The organism is Paraburkholderia sp. UCT31, assembly GCF_014397655.1.
GTDB lineage: Bacteria > Pseudomonadota > Gammaproteobacteria > Burkholderiales > Burkholderiaceae > Paraburkholderia > Paraburkholderia tuberum.
The window spans coordinates 46997-68095 of record NZ_VZQP01000036.1; the positions used below are offsets into that span (position 1 = coordinate 46997).

Genomic DNA, 21099 nt, shown 5'->3' on the forward strand with positions numbered 1-21099 from the left:
GGCTACCGTTCATTGATGGCGCGAGCTGGAATACCCAGCACCACCGCCAGGCCGCCCAGCACGGAAACAATCGCTACAGCGTATAGCCCGATGGTGCTGCTTCCAAAGTGTGCGGACGCGAATCCAATGACTGTCGGCGCCGAAATGCCACCGAACTGGCCGAGGCTACTGATAAGGCCGATCCCGCTAGCTGCGACGGTGCTGGACAGATATGCCGGAGGGATTGTCCAGAACAGCGACAGCATCCCCAGATAGCCGGCCGTCGCGATGCACAACATCACCATCAGCAGAACCAGATTGTTTGCAGCATACGGGAGAAACACAACGCCGAGTGCCGCAAGGAGCGCGCTAGCCATGAAGTGCCACCGCCGCTCAAGCATGCGATCCGAGTTCCTGCCAAGAAGGTACATCGCGATGGCGCCGGCAATGTACGGAATTGCGGACAACAAGCCAATGTGCCAGAAGTTGGTCACGCCGCTCTTCTGGATCACACTCGGGGCCCAGATATGCACAACAATGCTCGCCCAGGGCACGCTGAAGTAAGCGAGGGTCAATGCCCAGAACTTCGGCTCCCTGAGTGCTACCCAGATGGACGCCTGTGCCCGTTCAGTCTTGGCGAGCGCCTCCCTTTTCAGCTCACCGATCAGGAACTCCTTCTCAGCCGGGCTCAACCATGTGGCCTGTTCGGGCCTGTCAGTGAGGTAGACATACGCGAAGAACCCCGCGACAACCGAAGGCAGGCCTTCGATCACGAACATCCACTGCCATCCCCTGAGGTTGCCGACCCCTGACAGGCTATGAAGGATCAATCCGGACAAGGGGCCGCTGATGATCCCGGACACACAGATGGCCGTCATGAAAATTGACGTGATGCGAGCACGGCGAGCGGACGGAAACCAGTAGGTGAAGTAGAGAATCACACCTGGGAAGAAGCCTGCTTCAGCGGCACCCAGGAGAACGCGCGCGATATAGAACTGGGTAGGGGTCTGTACGAAAGCCGTTGCCGTTGACACGAGGCCCCACAACACCATGATACGCAGCAGGGTGCTCCGCACGCCGACCCGTTGAAGCCACAGGTTGCTCGGCACTTCGAAAAGCATATAGCCGGCGTAGAACAGCCCCACGCCTAGCCCGAAAGCAGCCTCCGACATGCCAATGTCGCGCGAAAACTGCAGGTGCGCGAAGCCGATATTGGCCCGGTCAAGGTAGGCGAACACGTAGCAGACAAACAGGAAGGGCAGCAGCCGCCAGGTAACCCTGCGATAAATGCCACGTGCGTCCGCATGCGGCTCTAGCGCTTGCGGCTCAATCAATGTCGTCCGGGCTGCTTGCATGATGTCTCCGTCTTTATATCGTAGCGCCGCTCGTCCCGATGGGCTCGACGCGGCGTTTGCATGTGGACCAATTATGGGCGACATACAGGGCCTGCCAAGAGGTCGGTTTCACAGAGTGGAACGGCTCGGTTACCGGCGGCGTCTCCGGACACGTTGTGGTTTCACACAGTGGAACGCGTGGGGTGCCTTTCCGTCCGGCGACGATTACTGTGCCTAATATCGATCGACGGATGGCAGGACTGCTGATACCGCCGTTCGCCAGCAATTGTTCCTGAAAGGTAGAGTCATGAGCACATCAAACATTGAACTGACCATCACGTCGCACGTCGCGACGATCACACTGAATCGCCCTGAAAAGCGCAACGCCATTTCCGACGATATGCGTACGGAACTCATTGAGGCGTTGAGTCGGGTGTCGACAGACCCCGAGGTTCGCGCCGTCGTTCTGACCGGCAATGGAAAAGGATTTTGTGCGGGCGGTGACGTTAGTGGCATGGCAAAGCGGATGGAGGCGCCTGCGGGCGAGATGGCATTCAACGGATGGTCGCGCCAGCAACGCGTGCATCACACAGTGAATCTGCTGTTCTCCATGCCGAAGCCAACCATTGCCGCTGTGAACGGCGCGGCGGCGGGCCTCGGTGCCGATATGGCGCTCAGTTGCGACTTTGTCGTGGCGTCGGAGCAGGCCAGCTTTGCTTGGAGTTACATCAAGCGCGGGCTGATTCCCGATGGCGGCGGTATGTATTTTCTGCCGCGCCGGGTGGGCCTTTCGCGGGCCAAGGAACTGATCTTCAGCGGCCGCAAGGTCGAGGCGCCGGAGGCTCTGACTCTCGGGATTGCCGATAGCGTGAGTCATCCGGACGCGCTTCTCGCCGATGCGCAGGCGTGGGCAGAAGAACTCAGCCAAGGCTCGCCGACGGCGCTCGCGCTCGGCAAGTCGATCCTGAACCAGAGTTACGAGCTGTCGGCGCATCAGGTCTTTGCACAGGGCAGTCAGGCGCAGGCGGTCTGCTATACGAGCCATGAGCATCGGGAATCGGTCCTCGATTTTTTGAACAAGAGCCGGTGAACGTCATGAGTGGAGTGGTCAAGATGAACGCAATTTCACGCCTTGTTAGCCCGCGCAGCGTGGCTGTCATCGGTGCGTCCGCCGATGCTGCGAAGACGTCCGGTCGCCCCGTAGCCTATCTGAAGAAGCACGGGTTCAATGGACAGATCTATCCCGTCAACCCGCGCTACGAAACGATCGACGGCCTGCGTTGTTATCCGGACGTCGCATCGCTGCCCGAAGCGCCGGATGTCGGCATCGTGTTGCTCGGCGCCGAGCGCGCGTATGTGGCGGTCAGCGAACTGGCACGCATTGGCACAGGTGCGGCTATGGTGCTGGCCAGCGGCTACGCGGAGACAGGCGAAGAGGGCGCGCGGCGGCAGTCGGAACTGATAGAAGCTGCCGGCTCGATGCGCCTGCTCGGTCCCAATACGATCGGACTGGTGAACCTGACCGAGGGCATCATGCTGTCCGCGAGCGGCGCACTCGAGACTTCGTCATTCACTGGGGGTGGCATCGGCGTCGTCTCCCAGAGCGGCGGCATTCTGGGCTCGCTGCTGTCGAGGGCGGCGGCCCGCGGTATCGGTCTGTCCAAGCTGGTGTCGACGAGCAATGAAGCTGATCTCGACGTGGCCGATTTCGTCGACTATCTCGTCGATGACGACGCCACCTCGGTAATCGCGTTGTACATGGAAGGGCTACGCCATCCTGAGCGCTTCCGCCAGGCCGCATTGCGCGCGGCGGCAGCAGGCAAGCCGATTGTTGTCTTCAAGATCGGGCGCTCGGAATCGGGAGCGCGCTCGGCTGTTTCGCATACCGGCGCGCTGGCGGGAGCTGACCGGATGTATGACGCGCTGTTTCAGCAACTCGGCGCGATCCGCGCGGAGAAGTTCTCGGATCTGCTGGATATTCCGGCTGCGCTTGCCGTACGTCGACCGTTGTCGGGAAAACGCGTCGCCATTCTGACCTCGACCGGCGGCGCCGGTACGCTGGTGACCGACAGCCTCGGCATGGGCGGCTTTGACACGCCCGCGCCCGACGAGGCCACTGCGGCCGCATTGCGTGCGCTGCAGACTGGCGATCATGCCGTGCTCGATCGCAACCCGATCGACGTCACGTTGGCCGGACTTCAGCCGGTCCTTCTGCGCGGTGCGATTCGGACCTTGCTGGCAAGCCCGGGTTATGACGCAGTGGTCGTGATCGTGGGGTCGTCCGGTCTGGCGATGCCGGATCTGATGGCCGGTGCGATTCGCGATTCGCTGCCAGGCAGCGACAAGCCGCTGGTTGTATTCGTGAGTCCGCACGCGCCGGAAGTCACCGCGTTGCTCAATCGTCAGGGGGTGCCCGCTTTCGTCGACCCAGAGAGTGTGGCGGTGGCACTTGGCGCGATGTGGCGGCACACCGAAAATCGGCTTGGCTTTGCGCGGCAGATTAAGCCAATGCCCAACAAGCCGGTTCTACTGGATGACCTTCCGGTTGGCTCCCTCAATGAAGCGCAGGCCAAGACGTTGTTCAGCCGGTTCGGCATCACGCCAGTGCGCGAACGGATCGTGACGAATGCGGGCGAGGCGAAGGCAGCAGCGCATGAGTTTGGCGATAAGGTCGTGCTCAAGCTGTTGTCCAATGAAATCACCCACAAAAGCGAGGTGGGCGGTGTCGCCGTGGGGTTGAGCGTTGACACGATTGATGCGCGACTCGAACGGATGCGCTTTGACGTTCAAACGGCGACTGGCATCGTACCGAAAGCTTTCCTCGTTCAGGAAATGGTGACCGGTGGCGTCGAACTGATCTTCGGCCTGCATCGCGACTCGCTTGGCACCGCGATGCTGCTCGGCATGGGAGGGGTCACGGCCGAACTGTTCAAGGATACGACGATGCGACTGCTCCCGGACGGCGCTGCGTTGACTCGTGACGATGCGATGCAGATGCTGCATGAACTGAAGACCTGGCCCTTGCTTGATGGCTACCGGGGCAGCGTGCGTGCCGACGTCGATGCACTCGTGGAGGCGATCGTCGCGTTTTCGGAGATGGCCGCGCAACTCGGGGACCGCATCGTCGAGGCGGAAATCAATCCCGTGTTTGTGCTTCCTGCAGGACAAGGTGTGAAGGCAGCGGACGGGGTGGCCGTGCTCGCTCGGCTGAAAACCGCGAAGGTTGACTGACAAGCGGCGCCGGCTGGTGGAAATGCCAGCACGGCGCCTTGCCGAACAGCCGCGCGAAAACCAGACCTAAAAATCGATGTTGGTCAAAGATTTACAGAATCGGGCGTTACGCGAAACCCGCAGAGCCTCGGAACGTTGCCGCAGGCGGCTCTGCGGGGGATCCGCCTCATCTCGCACGACAAGGAGGATAGCCCCGATTACGCGTTCGAGGTCAAGCAGGCGTCGGCCGCATCGCGGCATGTCGAGTTCTTCGTTGCAGCCGCGGTGCCGTGCGGCCTTTGAGGCATTGATGACGTGTTCGGATATCGCGTCTCGTCGAATTATCGTATCGGGTCGACCCCTTGATCCCGACTTCAGTAGCCCCTCGCGTGCTAATCATCGAGTGTTCTCCTCGATGGGCGCTTTCACCCGCATCATGCAAAATAGCCGCATCGATAATGCGGAGGATGTCCCGTGTCAACAGGGATCCAGATCGAACTCCAGCCGGATGCCACCGGGTTCGTACACCATGGTGTGCTGCTTCGGACCGCTGCCTAAGTCCTCCGGCGCGAACTCCACCTTGACGCCTGGCCATGCTGCCACCCGCTCGAAGATTGTGGCGAATGCTTCCTCGCTGGCAGCCCGAAGTGCGAGATGATGGAGCCCGACATTCTTCTTGCGGTCAAATTCGACCTTGTTCGGCTCATCTTTCTGCTGCCATAGCGTCAGGAGGACGTGTCCGTCCGAGACGAACACGGCCGGATAGGCAGGTTTCGCCCCGACCTCTTTCCACCCAAGACAGTTGACGAAAAAATCACGCGTCACATCGAGAGCTTGAACAGTAAGTCCCAGATGATCAATGCCGCAAGTCAGCGATTCAGTATTCATGTTTGGATTCCTTGTTGTACGAGCAGTTCAGGCGGCTCCATGCAAAACAAAACGCCGCTAAAGCGTGGCGTGCCGTGTTTGACGCGCTTGCTTTCGCTATAACGCTTGGTGCGTGCCCGATCAAACGAAACACTATGAAGCAGAAAAGTCAGTCGACGCGGACAGCGCTTTCCAGGTCTCGGTCTCTTGCGTCACATAGGCGTTTTTCTCAGAGATTGCTTTAAGCGTGTCGGTGCCCAGTGGCAAGCGCAATGGAGGCGCTGGCGCGTCGACCAACTCAACCATGGCTTTCGCCAACTTCGCAGGGTCGCCTGGCTGACTGTGGTTGATCTTCGCGGCAACCCTGCGTACGTTGCCCGACGTCTCGTCATAGTCAGGGATCACTTCCCGGGCAACTTTCAGCGACGAAGCGTCGAGAAAGTCCGTACGGAAGTATCCGGGTTCCACGACCGTAGCGTAAATACCGAGTGGCTTCAGCTCCGCTCGCAAGGACTCGGTCAGCCCTTCGACTGCAAACTTGGTCGAAGAATAAGCACCGAATCCGGCGCCTGCGCGATAGCCGCCGATTGAAGAAATGTTGATGACGTGGCCCGCACGCTGCGAACGCATCACGGGCAACACGGCGCGCGTGACATTCAACAGCCCGAAAACGTTGGTGTCGTACATATGGCGCACATCGGCGTCGCTAGACTCTTCGATAGCCCCCAGCAAACCAAACCCCGCGTTATTGATCAACACATCGATCCGACCAAATTGCTCAACTGCCGCCTTAACCGCCGCTTTGGCCTGTGCTTCATTTGTCACGTCAAGCGCCGCAGATAAAAGCGCCGAGGATTCCCCCAGTCGCTCGGTGATTGCTGCAGCATTTCGACCGGCTGCGACGACGGCGTTTCCGTCAGCGAGAGCCGCTTCGGCGATGAGTGCGCCTAGGCCGCGTGAGGCACCGGTAATGAACCAGACACGCTTGAAGTTGTTTTTCCCGATGTTAGTCATGGTAATTCTCCTAGATTTCGAGAAGCGGTAAAAAGATTTAAATTGTCAGGCGCGAATCGAAAATGGATCATCGTCATGGGTTGACGTATCGATCATCAGGTTGTGCACCGTAAGATATGAACGTAGCCCTTCGATGCCACGTTCCTTGCCAAAGCCGCTACCCTTGACGCCGCCGAACGGTGCCTGCACAGCGCCCATGCGGTAGGTGTTCACCCACACGTTACCGGCCTCCATTCGCTGTGCGACCCGATGCGCACGACTGACATCCTGAGTCCAGATGCCAGCTGCCAGGCCGAACGGGTTGTCGTTCGCGACCGAGATCGCTTCCTCCTCGTCAGCAAACTTCAGGATAGACAGCACCGGACCGAATACCTCAGTTCTGGCAATGAACATGTCGGGCTTCACATCAGCGAATACGGTTGGCGCGATAAAGTATCCCGTCGTGGGCATTGCGTCTAGACTATGGCCGCGTGTGACCAGCGTTGCTCCGCTGCCTATAGTCTGGTTGATGATCGCGGTGATGCGTTCGTGTTGCGGTGCGTTGGCCACCGGCCCCATCTGCGTGGCGGGCGCCATTGGATTGCCGAGAACGATCTGGTCGGCGCGTGCGGTAAGCGTCTCAACCACTTCCTGATAGATGCACTCATGCACAAGCAATCGCGATCCCGCGATGCAAGTCTGGCCGCCTGCCGCGAAAATGCCGGCGATCGCACCGTTGATAGCGCGGGGCAGATTTGCATCGGCGAAAATGATGTTGGGGGATTTGCCGCCCAGTTCAAGCGTAACCGGGATTTGCCGTCGGCTTGCGCGCTCCATCACGCGCTGGCCGCCAACGTTACCGCCTGTAAAACTAACTTTGCGAACTGCCGGGTGATCGATCAATGCAGTACCGGTTGCGCTGTCGCCCGTCAACACGTTCACCGTTCCTGCCGGAAAACCAGCTTCTGAAATGAGCGCAGCGAATTCGAGCGTGGTAACCGAGGCGAATTCGGACGGCTTCACGACGGCGCAGTTGCCAGCGGCGAGGGCGGGCGCCAATTTGTTGGCGAGCAGCGCCATCGGACTATTCCACGGCGTAATAAGGGCGACGACGCCATAGGGTCTGTGATGCGAGATATCGACGATATCCGGATTATCGAGCGGGAGGTATTCGCCGTGAATTTTGTCAGCCCAACCTGCGTAATAGCGGTAGCTGCGTGCGCAAAAGCGCATCTGCGTCAGCGTCTCCTTGTACAACTTCCCGTTGTTACGGGTTTCCAGCTCCGCCAGACGTTCTGCGTGCGTATCGAGAAGATCGGCCAGCACATTGAGAAGGCGCCCGCGCTGATAACCGTTTACCTTGCTCCAGGTTTCGCGAAAGCAGCGCGCTGCGCAATGCACGGCGTACTTGACGTCGGCTTCGGTAGCCACCGCAATCGACCCCCATGTCTGCAAATCGTAAGGATTGGTGACCGGAATGCGCTCGTTCCCGCTAGCCGGGTAGACGGCCCCATCGACCCACATTCCATAGTTGTTTTGTGTCATGTGCAATATCCTTTGGTGCTGGAGCAGTTTGGCTAATATGAATTGAATGCTGGCGACATCAATCAATTCCACCCTGTGGAATTAAGCTAGTAACATGTCTGAGTCAGATCGTTAATGCAATAATAGCGACGCCTGAAAACGCGGCAAGTAGACCAAAGCATAGGAATGCCAGACAAAAGTCGTTTCCTGAAGCAGGCAAGACGTGAGGATTATCGTCCCGGTGCCGACAAGAAAACCTATACAGAAGCCCGGTCGAGGGGTAGCGTCGAATCGCTCGCTTGAGCGGGGGTTGGAACTGCTGCGAGCTTTTGGTCCAGGCGCGACGTTGCTCGGCAACGGGGATCTTGTCGAGCGAACAAGGTTGCCGAAGGCCACGGTCAGCCGTCTCACGCAAACGCTGGTTGCCGCGGGATATCTTGAGCACGACACTGGACGTAAGGCTTATCGCCTTGGCGTGCCTGTGGTGGGCCTTGCTCACGCGATGGGTAGCGGCTCGACCATTCTCCAAGTGGCTGCGCCCCTGATCCGCGAGATCGCGCAGGAACGCCATATCAATTCAGGCCTGGCAGCGGCCGATCGAGAGGAGATGATCTATCTGGAGTCGGTCCGATAAAACCAACGGGTTTCGCTAATCATACTGTGTCATATAATTAGTTGCGCGCTCTATTGCCGTACAGGAAGAGAGAGCCATCGTTGCATGAGCCTTAGTCCAAGCAGGATGCGCAATGTAGTTATGGAATCAGGAACGTGACGTTGAGCGCGCTGGACTGCCCCGGGGGATGTAATCCGGGGGAAGGGAAGGCAGCGCGCGTTCAACGAAGTTTTTTTATCGCGTCCGTCTGATTGCATTCTGAGTCGCTGAGCCATCAGAAACGGTTTTGTCGCAGTAAAGATCAAGGGGGAGCGAGTTATATATGCGAAGTACTGCTTATATTGCGAGATCGTAAAATTTATCGGCTGCGGACGGACAGATTCCGCGAGCACATTTCATCTGTCCTTCGACGATCATGTGCATGATTTCAATGCCGGCCAGACGGATCCGGGCACAGCGAAAGGTTTTGAATCCCAGCATGGGCCGCGTTCGTCGCTTGATCGCCCGATGGTCCTGTTCGATCAGGTTATTGAGATACTTGGACTGGCGGATCTTGATGGGCGCTTCACGATCGGCATTGATCCCTTCGAGCGCGGCGAGATTGGCGCCGCTTTTCGTGAACATGTCGCAGATGACGGTCACGGAAATGAGCATCACAGAGACCACCGAGAGCCCCCAACACAAGCTGCACTGGCTTGCCGAGCAGGTATTGGCATGGTCTGGGCTGCCGGTCGTCACGGTGCGACCTACGGTCTTTCTCGAAGGTTTCTTGCTGCGTCTCGCCGATGCAGGCGTGCGTGATCGCGATGAACTGGTGTTGCCGCTGGGCAGCAGCCGCACCTCGCCTATCTCGGCTGTCGATGTGGCGCACGCCGTATCGGTGATCCTCGATGATCCGGCGCCACACATCGGCCATGTTTATAACTTGACCGGATCTGAGTCGGCCGATCTTGAACACCACGCGCGTGCCTTTTCTGCGGCACTCGGCCGGACCATCCGCTACCGCGATGTGCCGGTCTCGGCGTGGGCCGACAAGCTCAGGGAGGCGGGCGTGCCAGCGCACCTCATCAATCACCTGGCCGTGATGGCGGAACTTCATGCGCAAGGACGATACGACCGTATGACCGATGACCTGTTCAAGCTCACCGGCCACGCGCCGACGAGCGTGCATGACTTCGTGAGACTCCACGCCGCCGAATTCACTCGCGGTGAAACCACCGCTTAACGCCTTCATATTCTTGCGAACACGGTTCTTCTTGGCATAGAAATGTATCTGCATGGCGCGTGGGTACACGCGCCTGCAGCAGCGCCCTTCGAGCAAACCGGGGCGATACATGCGCGCGTTCGAATACGCCCCTACGGGGCGCAGCGCACTCTGGGTCGACGATCGCAAACGCAATAAATAGCGCGGGAGATCACCCCGCTACTAATCGAGAGACTGGCTCATCGAAAACCGGAAAACTTATGTCAGACAATATCCTTCCCCAATCGCCGTCTCGCCGTTGCTTTGTTGGCGTGGCAGCGGCAACGGTTGCGGCCGGCTCATTGAGTCAGCTCGCTTTTGCGGAAACGAATCAAACAATCACTGGCGTTGCCCAGCCGACTGGCGGCGACAAGACCGCCATTCGTCCGCTGCATATCCATGCGCCTGAGTCGCAACTAATCGATTTGCGGCGACGCATCAAGGCGACGCGCTGGCCGGATCGGGAGACCGTCACCGACGACTCGCAAGGCGTGCCGCTCGCGATGAGCCAGGAAGTCGCGCGCCATTGGTCGACTGACTACGACTGGCGCAAGGTCGAGGCGAGATTGAACGCGCTGCCGAATTTCGTCACCGAGATCGATGGCGTGGACATCCATTTCATCCACGTTCGTTCGAAGCATGAAAACGCGATGCCGCTCGTTGTCACGCATGGATGGCCCGGCTCAGTAATCGAGCAGCTCAAGATCATCGGTCCGCTGACCAATCCGACGGCATATGGCGCGAGCGAGTCCGACGCCTTTCATCTGGTGGTTCCGTCTTTGCCGGGCTATGGATTTTCAGGCAAACCTACTGAAACCGGCTGGGGTCCGGAGCGCACCGCGCGTGCCTGGGTCGTGCTGATGAAGCGTCTCGGATATGCGAAGTTTGCGGCGCAAGGCGGCGATCTGGGTGGGGTTGTCACGAATACGATGGCTAAACAGGCGCCGCCGGAATTGCTGGGCATGCACACCAACTTCCCGGCGACGATTCCGCCCGAGATTGCCAAGGCACTTGCAGCCGGCGAACCGGCACCCGCGAGTCTTTCCGACGACGAAAAGCACGCTTACGAGATGCTCAGCGCCTTGTCGAAGCGGCGCGCTTATGCTTTGGAGCAGGGCACGCGCCCGCAGACGCTCTACGGACTGTCGGACTCGCCCATCGCACTGGCAAGCTGGCTGCTTGATCACCCGGACGGCTATGGCCAGCCGGCGTCGGCACTCACGTCGGCCGTGTTCGGCCGCACGATCAACGGACACGCTTCAGGCGATCTGACGCGAGACGACGTCCTCGACGACATCACGCTCTACTGGCTGACGAACACGGGGATTTCCGCAGCTCGCTTCTATTGGGAGTCGCACTTCAACCCTTACAACGCCGCCGACATCTCCGTTCCGGCTGCCATCAGCGCATTTCCCGGTGAGAACTATCAGGCCCCCCGGAGTTGGACAGAGCGGGCGTATCACAACCTCATCTATTACAACAGGCCGGATAAGGGCGGCCACTTCGCGGCGTGGGAACAGCCACTCCTGTTCGCGCAAGAGGTTCGCGCGGGCCTGAGGCCGCTGCGCACATAGCGGGTCTGAGGAGGTTCTGCTTCCTTTGGCGTGCGATAAGAACAAAGCCACCGATTTGCGTTGGCGCATGATGTTCAAGAATCCGCCCACGTGACGAGGGTGAATTCAGCTGCCGCTTCGCCGGCTACGTGAAGGGCAAAAACCGCTGTCACGGCACGTGGCGGCTTGATATCCCCCAGGAGAGGATCGCGGCGATAAGGCGGGTTATCGCGGCAAACCATCGCCCACATTCCGCTCAGAGGTTCGAACCACTCCTGCGCCGCCTCCAGCAGTTCGACGTGCGCGAGTTCCCGCAGGTCTGCGGCGACGAAGCGCTGGTCTCACTCGCGATTGGCGCGTTGAGTCTCGCCGATCGTGTAGTGACCATTGGCCAGATCCTGTTTGCCTGCCAAGGCGGGGGATTCGGCTGCGTCTACCCGCCGCGGCGGAACATCGACGGGCTGGACAACGCACGTTGTACTTGTAAGAGGTACATGGGCGCCCTAAACCGGCGATAGCCTATCCTGCCATACCTCGTTTCAATGTCCGTTTTTATCTTCCGGCTAAGCGCTTTCAGCGAGGTTGGCCGGGAATTTCCGTAAGGTGGCCAGATGCGTCCGCGGGATGCACCCCATGAATCCGCTGTTCTTCCTTTGCTCGACCGCACACCGTATCTCATGGTGCGGGATGTCGATTGAACGAGTCTGCATACTGGGCAGGCGGATTTCTGCGTAGTGATCCGGTCCACTGCCGCTACCTGAATGTCAGATGTCTGCGAGGGCCGCGGCTGGAGTCGGTAATCGCACGCGCTGAATCGGCAACGTCGATTCAGCTTCGGGCGGCTGTTGGTCTCCTAAAATCTCGCCGGTCTTTCCCAAAGATATGCAGGCAGGGCTATCGGGAGTTCGTAGAGTAAGGGATATAGTCTGCGAGACTATCGTGTCTCTATCGGCTCGCAGTTCCATTGTGTGAATCCTGATGGCCAGAACAATTCAGCCCGTTGCCTGTGATCGTTCTGCGCCTGCGCCGTCGTGAAGTTTGTCCGGAATCCCTTCGCTACGTCTTTCCGGACATCAGCCCGGTCCGTTGCTCGTGCCAGACGTGTCCAAAATATTTCTTTAATTCCAACGCGATCCGTCTGATTCCATGACGTTCCGATAGCGAAAATCCGGCCAAAAACAGGTGTTGACGAGGTCTTCCCGAGTGAACAAGATGGGATAAAGAGAGCACGACGGAGCGAGCCATGCCAGTTGCGAAAAGCTATACCCGGGCGCAATGGGATGAGCTTGTCCGCACTCTGGAATCACTGCCGGTCAAGCCAGAGGCCGAGCAGCGCGTCTCTATTACCGATGCGATGAAAGAGATGCGTCTGGTAATCGGTGCGGTGAGGAAGAAGGGATATACGCTGGAAGAAATCGTTGAACATGCACGGAAGAAGGGCGTTGATTTTAGCGTTGGCTCTGTCAAGTACGCGTTATACCCATCGAAGAAAGACAAACCAGCTCGACAGTCTGCAAAGGAACCGGCACGAGACAATGCCGGACCATCGCCTCGTACGAAGAAGGTAAGCAAGGACGATGTACCGCGCGCGGAGGCTGTCAGAGAAAATCAAAAGCAGGATGCGGGAGAGATTGTCAGTAGGCCGGGAAGCATGGTGATGCGTGACGCGTTCTCATTCGAGATCAGGCCTGACACCGAGAACCTTTAGAGGATTCAAATGGACATGACGACTTACCCCATCTATCTCGTTGGTGGCAGCAAGGGCGGCGTAGGCAAGAGTTTTGTTGCGCTCGCGCTGGCCGATTATCTGCTACGGCGGGATATTCATGCGGCGCTTGTGGAAACGGATACCTCCAACCCGGACGTGATGAAAGCAGTCCAGGATGATATGCGCTGCATTGCCTATAACCTGGACGATGCAGACGGCTGGATCGGCCTTGTCAATTTCTGCGACGAGCAACGAGACGCAGCGATCGTTGTCAACACGGCGGCGCGGAGCCAGACGGGTGTTGAGCAGTTCGGGGCGACACTGGCCGGCGCGCTTGGCGAGCTTCGGCGCCGGCTTGTTGTCCTGTGGATGATCAACCGGCAACGCGACAGCCTTGAATTGCTGAGCGCTTTCAACGAGACGTTCCCGGACGCGGTGATAAACGTCGTACGCAATGGCTACTTCGGTCCGGCGGACAAGTTCACGCTGTATCAGGGGTCGCAGCTTCGCCGTTCCATCGAATCGCGCGGTCACTCACTGGATTTTCCTGATCTTGCGGATCGGGTCGCGGACGAGCTTCGCAGTCAGCGCATGTCGATTCGCAAGGCAGCGGAGACAGATGCATATCTGTGAACGGGTCGAGCTATTGCGTTGGCGTTCGTTGTGCGATGCCATGTTCGCCAAGGTAACGGTCGATGGATAGCAGGCCGGGCAGGCCGGTGGACGAGCTCGCCTGTCTGTTTCTCGACGTCACGGGCGAATCGCCCGACGATGCCAGTGTGCTGCGAATGCGTCGGGTATCGAGTGCGCTCAACCTCCGCGACAACGATGCGCTGTGGTCTGTGCTGGTCATGCTCGAGCACTACGGGCGACTCTACGAGGCCATGCCGGAGCGCATCCGGCAGGCAGGCGCGGGCAGTCTGGTTGTCGTGCGGACGGAGGCGCGGGCAGCGACGGATGCGTTGATGACGCAGCATCGTGACGCGCTCGCGCGCTGCAAGGCCACGATTGAACTGGCCGGGCAGATGATCGATGAACATGAGGCGCGCTACCGGGCCGCGCTTGCGGCGCTGACCGATGAGGCGCTGACTACACTCACGCAGCGGGCGGCGAATCACATTGCCCGCGTTGCCGGTAACCGGCTCGTGGGGACGACGGCTGTCGCCGTACGTGACCAACAGAAACGGATCGATACGACGCTCACGTCATTCGAGCGCGTCGCCCTACGGCGGCTCGTGCGGGCGTGCTATGGGCTGGTCGTCGGCGGACTGATTGTGATGCTGCTGGCCGCGGGCGCAGGCGGGCTGGCCGGATGGTGGGCTGGCGTCCATTGGATACGGGCAGACGGCTCGCCGTCTGCCAGCATGGGTTATACCTCGTCGGTGTCACCCTCCATGAATTCAGCGGCGTGGCGGAGCACGTCTGCAGCCGCGTCGTTCTGGTCGAAGGCGATCATCGGTGCCCGGTAGCCTTCATCTTCGGCGCGGGCAAGGGCCATGTCGTAGTGCTTGCCTTCGTTGTATTGCAGATCGGTGGCTTCAACGAAAGTCAGGGAGAGGTCGGGCGAGCCTTCGGCATTGATGGTGAGCACGGCCATGCGGATGCGGTTGGTCATGATGTGTTCCACCGGTTCAGGTCTGGCAGGCGGCGCATTCAGGCTTGCCGCCTGCCTCGTCCCGTTGCCGGGGCGAAAGGTGGGATCACGCTACGAGGGGGCCGGATTGCGCGCTGTCCATGCTGTCCGAAGTCGGGTACGGCCACGACGTCAGCGGGCTACTGGCGACAGGGGCGGCTTCTGCGTCGGCGGGCGTATCGTTGACGTGTTCCGTGCCGTTACCGGCATCCGGCTCAGCATCGACGTCTTCGTCTTCCGGTGTGTCGTCCGCGCCGTTGCCGGTATCGCCCGCATCGGCGCCGTCTTCATCCTCGTCGTCACGGTTTTCCCGTGACGTGCGTGGCCGGGGCTTCGCGATCGGTGAGTATTTCCGGGAGCCATGCCACCTTTGCGAGCCGAAGCTCGGCGGCGGTTGCCGCGTCGGTCTTCTTCATCTTGTTGAGGTCGGTGGCGGCTTTTGGTGACACGGCAGCGGAGACAACGTCCGCGATGCGTGCCTTGCTGACGTGATCGAAATACGTCGCACGCGTCGGCGTCCAGTACCGGGTCATGTCGAGGTTCAGCGCACCCGCAAGCGTGTTGATCGCATGCGGTTTTTCCTCGCCCGCGATGCCGTCGAGCAGGGTGCCGGTGCAGAATGCAAGCAGGTCGAGCAGCGTCGTGACGGGGTCCTGTTCGATCAGTCACGGCAGCAGGTCCGCTCTTCTGGCAGGCAGTTCATCGATCCAGCGCGTCCGCTGCGTCTCGATGGCGTTCCACGCGGGGCTGGCGGACAGGTCGTCGGCCGCGCGCAGCAGACTGTCGTGGTTGTTCTCGCCGGACAGTGTGAGATAGCTGCGCGCAGACGTGTGCCCGAAGTGCTCGGGCAGTGCCTTCGGGGTCAGGTAGTGCAGCAGGGCGACGAGCGCCATGGCGGGCCGGGCGACCAGTTCCGCGTGGACGGCAGCGGTACGGTGCGCCGTGAGCCGCTGGCAGAGCTTCGCGCTGTGGACGGGTTTGATCTTCGGAGCCTTGGTGGACGGCGCGTCCGGGCCTTCGGCTGCGGCGATGCCGGTGACGGTTGCCCCTGCCGCGTCCAGTGCCGCGCTGCTCTCGCGCCGCACGAGGCCGCGCTCGATGACGAACTCACCCTGCGGCCCGACAATCACGAATGCGCCCGTCTCGGCCATCTGATGCGTGTCCCATGCGAGCGCTCGGTTTTCGAGTGCGATGAGCATCGCATTGACCCGCTCAATTTCGTCGTTGAGCCGGTCGGCTTCCTCATAGGCGCTTTCGTCGTCCTCCGCCAGTGCTTCGATTTTTTCGGCGAGTTCATCCTGCTGCGCGGTGAGGGCGTCCATTTCGCGCTGCTCGTCCTCGGTGTATGGGCGCTGCACCGGGCGCAACCTGCCGTGGCGGTTCAGTTCGACAAAATCGCGTTCGATGCGCGTTTCCGTCCAGCCCCATCCCTCGGCCCGCACTTCGGCGGCAGCAGCGTCGAGCTTCTGCGCGACGAGCTTCTGCAGCAGTTCGGCGTCGGCGATGTAGCCCGAGTTTTCGTCGTCGCTGAACAGATCGCGGCGAATGTAGCCGCCCGCTGCTTCATAGGCGGCGAGGCCGACGAATCGGACGAGGCGGCTGCGGCTCGCATCGATTTCGGCGCGCGTGATCGCCTGTCGCAGGTAGTTCGGCTGGCGCTGCCACCCGTTCGCGTCGGACCAGATGTGTTCCTGCGTTTCGTGGTCGTCTGCGAGGGCGAGTGCGGCAAGCTGTTCGAGCGTGATCGCGTCCTCGCGCAGCTTGGCGAGCAGCTTGGGCGATACGTTGGCGAGCTTCATGCGCCGCTTGACCGTGAGCGGCGAGGCGGAGAAAAGCGCCGCGATGTAATCGACGCTACGCCCTTCCTCGGCCAGCATCCGGTATGCGCGCAGCACGTCGAACGGGTCGAGTGCTTCGCGTTCGCTGTTCTCGATCAGCGAAATGGCGAGGGCTTCGCCTTCGCTGACGATTCGCACCGGCACCGGATAGTCGGCCACGATATGCTTCTGTTCGAACAGCAGGTCGAGCGCGGCTTCCCGGCGCTGGCCCGCGCAGACGCCATACCGGCGCTGCTTGCCACGCGATCGCTTCATGTCGTGGACGACGAGGTTTTGCAGCAGGCCCCTCGCCCGGATGTTGGCGGCGAGCGCCGGGATCCCCGACAGCGGTTTCGTGCGGGCGTTGAGCGGTGAGGGCCGCAGGCTGGAATACGGCACGGTGACGAGCGGCTGTTCGTCGCCGAAGTTGGTTTCGAGCGGCGAGACGGCTTCGTCGGTGTTCGCCTTGACGGTTTCGACTTGAGCTTGCATGACTGACTCCAGAAAAATAAAAAGGAAGGTTCCGGGTCGGGTGCTGTCCGATTCCACCAGGACGTGACCCGGATAGGAATCCTGATGGAATGTGACGGAGCGAGGGAGGCAAAACGCTTTCGCCCCTGCGGCGCTTACTCCTTCATCTGGCGCATGGCGTCAGCGAGCATCCACAGCGCACGGTTGAGCTTCACGTTCTGGTCGATGCCGGTGATGGGGCGCGTGGACATGGCGCGCCCGCTGCGAGAGCGCCCGTGCAGGCCGCCTTTGGTGAGGTTTTCCTGCACCCGGTTAAAGACCGTCCAGAGATCGTCGTGGCGATCTTCGAAACGGCGCGGCACCAGTAGCTGACTTTCGGTGACCGGAGCGGCTGCCTCGGCGTCGGTCGGGTCGTAGCGCAGGGCGAGGGCGGAGCGGGCGAACGCATGCTGTTCGTCGAGGTTCAGTTCGACGGCTCGCATACCTTCCTTCTGCTCGCGGATCAGGTCGAAGCCGTCGAGAACGTCAAACGCGCCGTTAATCACGTTCTGTACGACGTTGCCTTTATGCGGTACGCGAATATCGGCGATGTTGTCGCCCGCGACCATGCCGTTCCGACAGACAAAGCGGAACGTGCCTGCGAGCATCTGGTAGCTGCTGGTGCCGTCATGAGAATTCAGCAGCACGATCTCATCGGCTTCCTCGCCAGTGATCTGATCAGCATGGCGAAGCCGCAGCATGTGCTTCGTGAATTCGCGCTTGCCCTGATCGCGCACGCGGGTCTGGCAGATCATGAACGGTTGGAAGCCTTCGTTCCGAAGACCACGCAGGACGTCGATGGTCGGAATATAGGTATAACGTTCCGAACGGCTTTCGTGCTTGCCATCAGCGAAGATGGACGGGGCGACGCGCCGGATCTGATCGTCTGAAAGCGGCGAGTCAGCGCGCAGCATCGGGGAGCCGTAATGGAAAGAGGAAGCGAGTTGCATGGCAGTCTCCACAGTCAAGGTTGAGGACCTGAACCGGGCGGTGGAATGTGGTTTGCCGTTGCGGCTGGACACTTTCCGGTGGAACTCGGGGTTGGCTTTGCTGCCGCCTGGCTCCCTGGTTCCCGCCCGTGCGACTCGAGGAGCCGATAGCGGGCAGGCGTCAAGGAAAAAGGCGAGGGAGGGGTGCGGGCAACACGGTCCCTCGCCCCTTGATGCGTGGCCGCTATCGGCTACGGTCGCGGGTCAAGGGCGGGGAGCTGGGAGCCGGGTGCATGTCGAGCCTCGGGTTGACCGGGCAGGGTTTGGCGCAGGACCCGCGGCGATGTGATTGATCGCGACACCGAAATAGACAGTGGGGTATGGCTGTGCCGCGGCTTGGTGACCGAGACGAAATTGAACGAGGCACGCGGCCCGGTTCATACTGCGACAGCTCGCTGTCTTCAATCATCCCGGCAGTCCATCTGCCGTCGTTAGGGGCGCCGCGGGATCTGCGGCTGTTCAACCACGACTAGCGGCCATTCACCGACGCGAGGCTGAATACAGCTTCTCGGCCTTTGCGGTCATTGGCCGATCGCCGGTCAAGGGGCGCTATAGGTTGCTCTGCAGTCGTTGGACAACCGGCTACTTCGAAAGAAGGCTCTTCGCCCTGCGCGAGGACAACACTCGACCCTGGCCCGTCGTACGAACACTCTCCGCACACGGTAGCTTCCAAGCTGCAACCGCCGCTGGCACCCATCAAATGCCATAGGTGACCGATCGGCTTCAGTTGTCGTTCAGTTGTCAGCCTCGATATGCGCGCTTCGCGGCTGGGAACGGACCCGTGTTTCCAGAAGCGACGCCTCGCGATAAAATTGCACCGGAACGAGCACGCCTATTTCGCCGACTCACGGAGCATTGAACATGGACGGGGAATTCGAGGAACACAACGAAGGCCCGCGGTACGAGGCCCCGGAAGCAATCAACAGTATGGCGCTCTACCAATCGCTGTCGAACCTTGTTTTTTTCTCCGACGATATGTACCTGCGTTCTCAGGCGCAGAACCTGAACCTCGTAGATCAGTTTCTCATGCCCCTGGAATACAAGGTATTGCGAGAGCTGTTTGAGACAGACTCTACCCCGGCTGATACGCATTTTCTGCTCGCGCAGTCGCAAATGTGAATTTTCGCGGCTTATGAATTATTGCGGACTTGGATGCAGCGTGCAAAAGAAATCATCAAGTGGCAGAGGAACCACGGGCTCGAGCAAAAACTGGCGTCACTGAAAGAGCGCGACAAGGCGGGTTCGCACTTTGGTCTCAGAATCAGAATAGAGCAGATCGAGCAGGTGTTGAATGACGAAGCGATTGTGGCTGAACTTGATAAGCAACTCCGACATACCTACATCCCGTTCACACGTCTGGAGTGGGTTCGCGTGTCGCTTGCAAAACACGAAGTCAGCGGCAATCCCAAGCAGGCAGCTCTTATGCCGGGTTATGGGCGAATCAACAACTGGTGCGGTTCGCTTGACTTTGAGTTGGAGAACGGCAAATACAGCATGGGCTATGTTAGCCGCCGAGACATTGCCGACAGTATTCGGCATTTTGACTTCATGCACGATCCCCCTGGCGACGAGCAGATTGCAAGTTTCGATGCCTATATGTCTGGCAAGGGGTTCGAGCAGGACTGACCGCCTCAGGGCTCAAGAAGATGAACACAATAACGGTCTCGCAACTTCTCGACACGTCGGGGCAGATTCTTGACGATCTTCGCAGCATCATTGTTCGCTCGCGTCCCCCAAAGGGCTGGCCCGACCGTTCGCGCGTCGGCCTCGTACCGACAATTGCCGAGCAATTCGAAGCGACGTTGCGACTCGCGAATGCCCATATGAGTACGCATTCCGCTACACATGTCCGGTCGATGATCGAAGCACTCGTAGCAATGAGGATGCTCGAGTCCGATGCCGACTACGTCGGCCAAATGAAGTACGAGAAATTGAGAGGCGAGCGCCGCGTCTATAAAGGAATATTGACTGACCCGAATATTCCTCAGCATCTGAAGGATCCGATCAAAAAAAGCTACGACATTTGCAATAGCGAGTGCGAATCTTTTCGTGCAGCGGGCCGCAAGCCGAAATAAATCAGCGACGACTTTGGAACCGCAGGGTTATGGCATTTGGTTGGACCATACTGAAGTATGACACGGCATAGCCCAAGGTATGAGGTCAATGTCCAAACGCAGCTTTGCAGCCGCTCGCGGGGATCCTTATGCTGGAATCGACGTCTGGAAGAGTCGCACGAGCGGTTGAGCATAAAAACCGGACTGGCTTGCAAGTATAGGGAGAGAAATATGTCATTCGCATCGCAAGAGTGCTTCAGGCCATATCTCTATTCCCCCGGCCAGGCGGGGCCAGCACGGCCGGCCCGGCGCGCGCAACGGCGCGCAGCAGACGATGCAGAACAACCTTCGCGCGTGGCCGATGCATGCTTGGCATCACGAAGGCCGCGGCCAGCCGCTGTTACCGCCTGACGAGACGAGGACTGTGAATGGTGGATAAGTCGCCAGCATGCCCGTCGCAGGAGAGAACGGCGCGCGCTGCCCTTCGCCGCGTCCCAAAGTCCAGAAGCAATGCTAAACCGATCGCTTTCGCAAGGAGTTTCGACATGCTGGCAAACGCAAACGTGATGGATCCGTGGGCGCAGACCATCTGTCTGCTGGGGACGCCTTCGCGCCTGTTGGCCGCTATGGAAGGGGCCGAGCAGCGCTGTCAGAAGGCGCACGGCGCCGACGGATGCTTTACCGCCGCGGTGACGCTGATCGACCGGCCGACGCCGTCGACGGCCACGATTGCGTGGCGCGATGCGACGCGCGGCTGTTTCGGCGACCAGGCCGGATAGCGTGCGCTGTCGGGTAAATTGGTCATCAGGACGCGTACCTTGCCGGTGGATGCCACGTGACGGACTAGGCGCATGGTGAGCGCCATGGCGGGACATTCGTAATCGACTGCGTCGCGATGATCCGGGGCGCGCAGGGTGACGATCTGCTCGTCCAGTCCGGAGCGCAGAAACTGACGTACGCAGGCAAAGCCGCCATTGCCGGATTGCTCGACGCGCAGACATGGGGCCAACGAAGTTGGCTTCACGTCAAGTGCTTATTTAACTCTCCGGCGCAGCAACAGCCCGGCGCTGGT

Annotated in this window: 16 protein-coding genes and 4 pseudogenes; 11 read left to right on the top strand and 9 right to left on the bottom strand. The window is 59.9% G+C overall.

Annotation, left to right across the window (positions count from 1 at the left end):
* Positions 1-2: 2 nt before the first annotated feature.
* The gene (locus F6X40_RS26835) at positions 3-1334 is read right to left on the bottom strand and encodes an MFS transporter (protein WP_187629863.1); all 1332 of its coding nucleotides are present in this window, start codon (positions 1332-1334) and stop codon (positions 3-5) included.
* Positions 1335-1620: 286 nt separating this feature from the next.
* Between F6X40_RS26835 and F6X40_RS26840 the strand changes: the two genes are divergently transcribed.
* Both F6X40_RS26840 and F6X40_RS26845 read left to right on the top strand, forming a co-directional pair.
* Positions 1621-2403, top strand: a complete 783-nt coding sequence (locus F6X40_RS26840) for an enoyl-CoA hydratase/isomerase family protein (protein ID WP_187629864.1) — start codon at positions 1621-1623, stop codon at positions 2401-2403.
* Between the two features lie 23 nt (positions 2404-2426).
* Entirely contained in the window at positions 2427-4544 is a 2118-nt protein-coding gene (locus F6X40_RS26845; protein WP_187629865.1) for an acetate--CoA ligase family protein, read from the top strand.
* A gap of 456 nt (positions 4545-5000) precedes the next feature.
* Here the strand turns inward: F6X40_RS26845 and F6X40_RS26850 are convergent, their stop codons facing one another.
* The 3 genes from F6X40_RS26850 to F6X40_RS26860 all read right to left on the bottom strand — a co-directional run bounded on the left by F6X40_RS26850 (position 5001) and on the right by F6X40_RS26860 (position 7928).
* Entirely contained in the window at positions 5001-5411 is a 411-nt protein-coding gene (locus tag F6X40_RS26850; protein WP_187629866.1) for a VOC family protein, read from the bottom strand.
* Between the two features lie 132 nt (positions 5412-5543).
* Entirely contained in the window at positions 5544-6404 is an 861-nt protein-coding gene (locus F6X40_RS26855; RefSeq protein WP_187629867.1) for an oxidoreductase, read from the bottom strand.
* Positions 6405-6449: 45 nt separating this feature from the next.
* Positions 6450-7928 (bottom strand): aldehyde dehydrogenase, encoded by a 1479-nt coding sequence (locus tag F6X40_RS26860; protein WP_187629868.1) that lies wholly within the window; start codon positions 7926-7928, stop codon positions 6450-6452.
* Between the two features lie 220 nt (positions 7929-8148).
* Here F6X40_RS26860 and F6X40_RS26865 point away from each other — a divergent pair.
* A pseudogene (locus F6X40_RS26865) lies at positions 8149-8538 on the top strand (helix-turn-helix domain-containing protein); the annotation flags it as partial.
* Between the two features lie 318 nt (positions 8539-8856).
* On the opposite strand, the pseudogene F6X40_RS26870 reads toward F6X40_RS26865, so the two are convergent.
* Positions 8857-9135 (bottom strand): annotated as a pseudogene (locus F6X40_RS26870) (DDE-type integrase/transposase/recombinase); the annotation flags it as partial.
* Positions 9136-9166: 31 nt separating this feature from the next.
* Here F6X40_RS26870 and F6X40_RS26875 point away from each other — a divergent pair.
* The 5 genes and pseudogenes from F6X40_RS26875 to F6X40_RS26895 all read left to right on the top strand — a co-directional run bounded on the left by F6X40_RS26875 (position 9167) and on the right by F6X40_RS26895 (position 14493).
* Positions 9167-9745 carry a hypothetical protein gene (locus F6X40_RS26875; RefSeq protein WP_222946173.1) on the top strand — a complete coding sequence of 193 codons (579 nt, stop codon included), beginning with the start codon at positions 9167-9169 and terminating at the stop codon, positions 9743-9745.
* A gap of 239 nt (positions 9746-9984) precedes the next feature.
* Complete coding sequence (locus tag F6X40_RS26880; protein WP_187629869.1) at positions 9985-11337, top strand: epoxide hydrolase family protein; 1353 nt, start codon at positions 9985-9987, stop codon at positions 11335-11337.
* Positions 11338-12559: 1222 nt separating this feature from the next.
* Positions 12560-13024: a hypothetical protein gene (locus F6X40_RS26885; RefSeq protein WP_187629870.1), complete on the top strand. Its 465-nt coding sequence runs from the start codon at positions 12560-12562 to the stop codon at positions 13022-13024.
* A gap of 9 nt (positions 13025-13033) precedes the next feature.
* Positions 13034-13727, top strand: a pseudogene (locus F6X40_RS26890) (protein mobD).
* Positions 13720-14493, top strand: coding sequence for a hypothetical protein (locus F6X40_RS26895; RefSeq protein WP_187629871.1), 774 nt, complete (start codon positions 13720-13722; stop codon positions 14491-14493). Before F6X40_RS26890 ends, F6X40_RS26895 begins: the two are co-directional and overlap by 8 nt.
* Here F6X40_RS26895 and F6X40_RS26900 read toward each other — a convergent pair.
* The 3 genes and pseudogenes from F6X40_RS26900 to F6X40_RS26910 all read right to left on the bottom strand — a co-directional run bounded on the left by F6X40_RS26900 (position 14394) and on the right by F6X40_RS26910 (position 17934).
* A complete protein-coding gene (locus F6X40_RS26900; protein WP_187619994.1) occupies positions 14394-14639 on the bottom strand; it encodes a hypothetical protein in 246 nt (81 codons plus the stop codon). The genes F6X40_RS26895 and F6X40_RS26900 overlap by 100 nt on opposite strands.
* 85 nt (positions 14640-14724) lie before the next feature.
* Positions 14725-16966, bottom strand: a pseudogene (locus F6X40_RS26905) (ParB/RepB/Spo0J family partition protein).
* 134 nt (positions 16967-17100) lie between these two features.
* A complete protein-coding gene (locus F6X40_RS26910) occupies positions 17101-17934 on the bottom strand; it encodes a DUF932 domain-containing protein (RefSeq protein ID WP_187629872.1) in 834 nt (277 codons plus the stop codon).
* 900 nt (positions 17935-18834) lie between these two features.
* On the opposite strand from F6X40_RS26910, the gene F6X40_RS26915 reads away from it, so the two are divergent.
* The 3 genes from F6X40_RS26915 to F6X40_RS26925 are packed head-to-tail and all read left to right on the top strand — an operon-like array spanning position 18835 to position 20048.
* Positions 18835-19092 carry a hypothetical protein gene (locus F6X40_RS26915; RefSeq protein WP_187629873.1) on the top strand — a complete coding sequence of 86 codons (258 nt, stop codon included), beginning with the start codon at positions 18835-18837 and terminating at the stop codon, positions 19090-19092.
* Between the two features lie 33 nt (positions 19093-19125).
* Positions 19126-19599 carry a hypothetical protein gene (locus F6X40_RS26920; protein ID WP_187629874.1) on the top strand — a complete coding sequence of 158 codons (474 nt, stop codon included), beginning with the start codon at positions 19126-19128 and terminating at the stop codon, positions 19597-19599.
* Between the two features lie 20 nt (positions 19600-19619).
* On the top strand, positions 19620-20048 hold the full coding sequence (locus F6X40_RS26925) for a DUF5677 domain-containing protein (protein WP_187629875.1): 429 nt from the start codon (positions 19620-19622) through the stop codon (positions 20046-20048).
* Positions 20049-20676: 628 nt separating this feature from the next.
* On the opposite strand, the gene F6X40_RS42620 is transcribed toward F6X40_RS26925, so the two are convergent.
* Positions 20677-21051, bottom strand: a complete 375-nt coding sequence (locus F6X40_RS42620; protein ID WP_262421557.1) for a hypothetical protein — start codon at positions 21049-21051, stop codon at positions 20677-20679.
* Positions 21052-21099: the final 48 nt, after the last annotated feature.

Excerpts from the sequence above, each read along its gene's own strand:
- F6X40_RS26835 (WP_187629863.1), bottom strand. The coding sequence starts at position 1,334 with ATGCAAGCAGCCCGGACGACATTGATTGAGCCGCAAGCGCTAGAGCCG.
- F6X40_RS26840 (WP_187629864.1), top strand. The coding sequence starts at position 1,621 with ATGAGCACATCAAACATTGAACTGACCATCACGTCGCACGTCGCGACG.
- F6X40_RS26845 (WP_187629865.1), top strand. The coding sequence starts at position 2,427 with ATGAACGCAATTTCACGCCTTGTTAGCCCGCGCAGCGTGGCTGTCATC.
- F6X40_RS26850 (WP_187629866.1), bottom strand. The coding sequence starts at position 5,411 with ATGAATACTGAATCGCTGACTTGCGGCATTGATCATCTGGGACTTACT.
- F6X40_RS26855 (WP_187629867.1), bottom strand. The coding sequence starts at position 6,404 with ATGACTAACATCGGGAAAAACAACTTCAAGCGTGTCTGGTTCATTACC.
- F6X40_RS26860 (WP_187629868.1), bottom strand. The coding sequence starts at position 7,928 with ATGACACAAAACAACTATGGAATGTGGGTCGATGGGGCCGTCTACCCG.
- F6X40_RS26875 (WP_222946173.1), top strand. The coding sequence starts at position 9,167 with ATGAGCATCACAGAGACCACCGAGAGCCCCCAACACAAGCTGCACTGG.
- F6X40_RS26880 (WP_187629869.1), top strand. The coding sequence starts at position 9,985 with ATGTCAGACAATATCCTTCCCCAATCGCCGTCTCGCCGTTGCTTTGTT.
- F6X40_RS26885 (WP_187629870.1), top strand. The coding sequence starts at position 12,560 with ATGCCAGTTGCGAAAAGCTATACCCGGGCGCAATGGGATGAGCTTGTC.
- F6X40_RS26895 (WP_187629871.1), top strand. The coding sequence starts at position 13,720 with ATGGATAGCAGGCCGGGCAGGCCGGTGGACGAGCTCGCCTGTCTGTTT.
- F6X40_RS26900 (WP_187619994.1), bottom strand. The coding sequence starts at position 14,639 with ATGACCAACCGCATCCGCATGGCCGTGCTCACCATCAATGCCGAAGGC.
- F6X40_RS26910 (WP_187629872.1), bottom strand. The coding sequence starts at position 17,934 with ATGCAACTCGCTTCCTCTTTCCATTACGGCTCCCCGATGCTGCGCGCT.
- F6X40_RS26915 (WP_187629873.1), top strand. The coding sequence starts at position 18,835 with ATGGACGGGGAATTCGAGGAACACAACGAAGGCCCGCGGTACGAGGCC.
- F6X40_RS26920 (WP_187629874.1), top strand. The coding sequence starts at position 19,126 with ATGCAGCGTGCAAAAGAAATCATCAAGTGGCAGAGGAACCACGGGCTC.
- F6X40_RS26925 (WP_187629875.1), top strand. The coding sequence starts at position 19,620 with ATGAACACAATAACGGTCTCGCAACTTCTCGACACGTCGGGGCAGATT.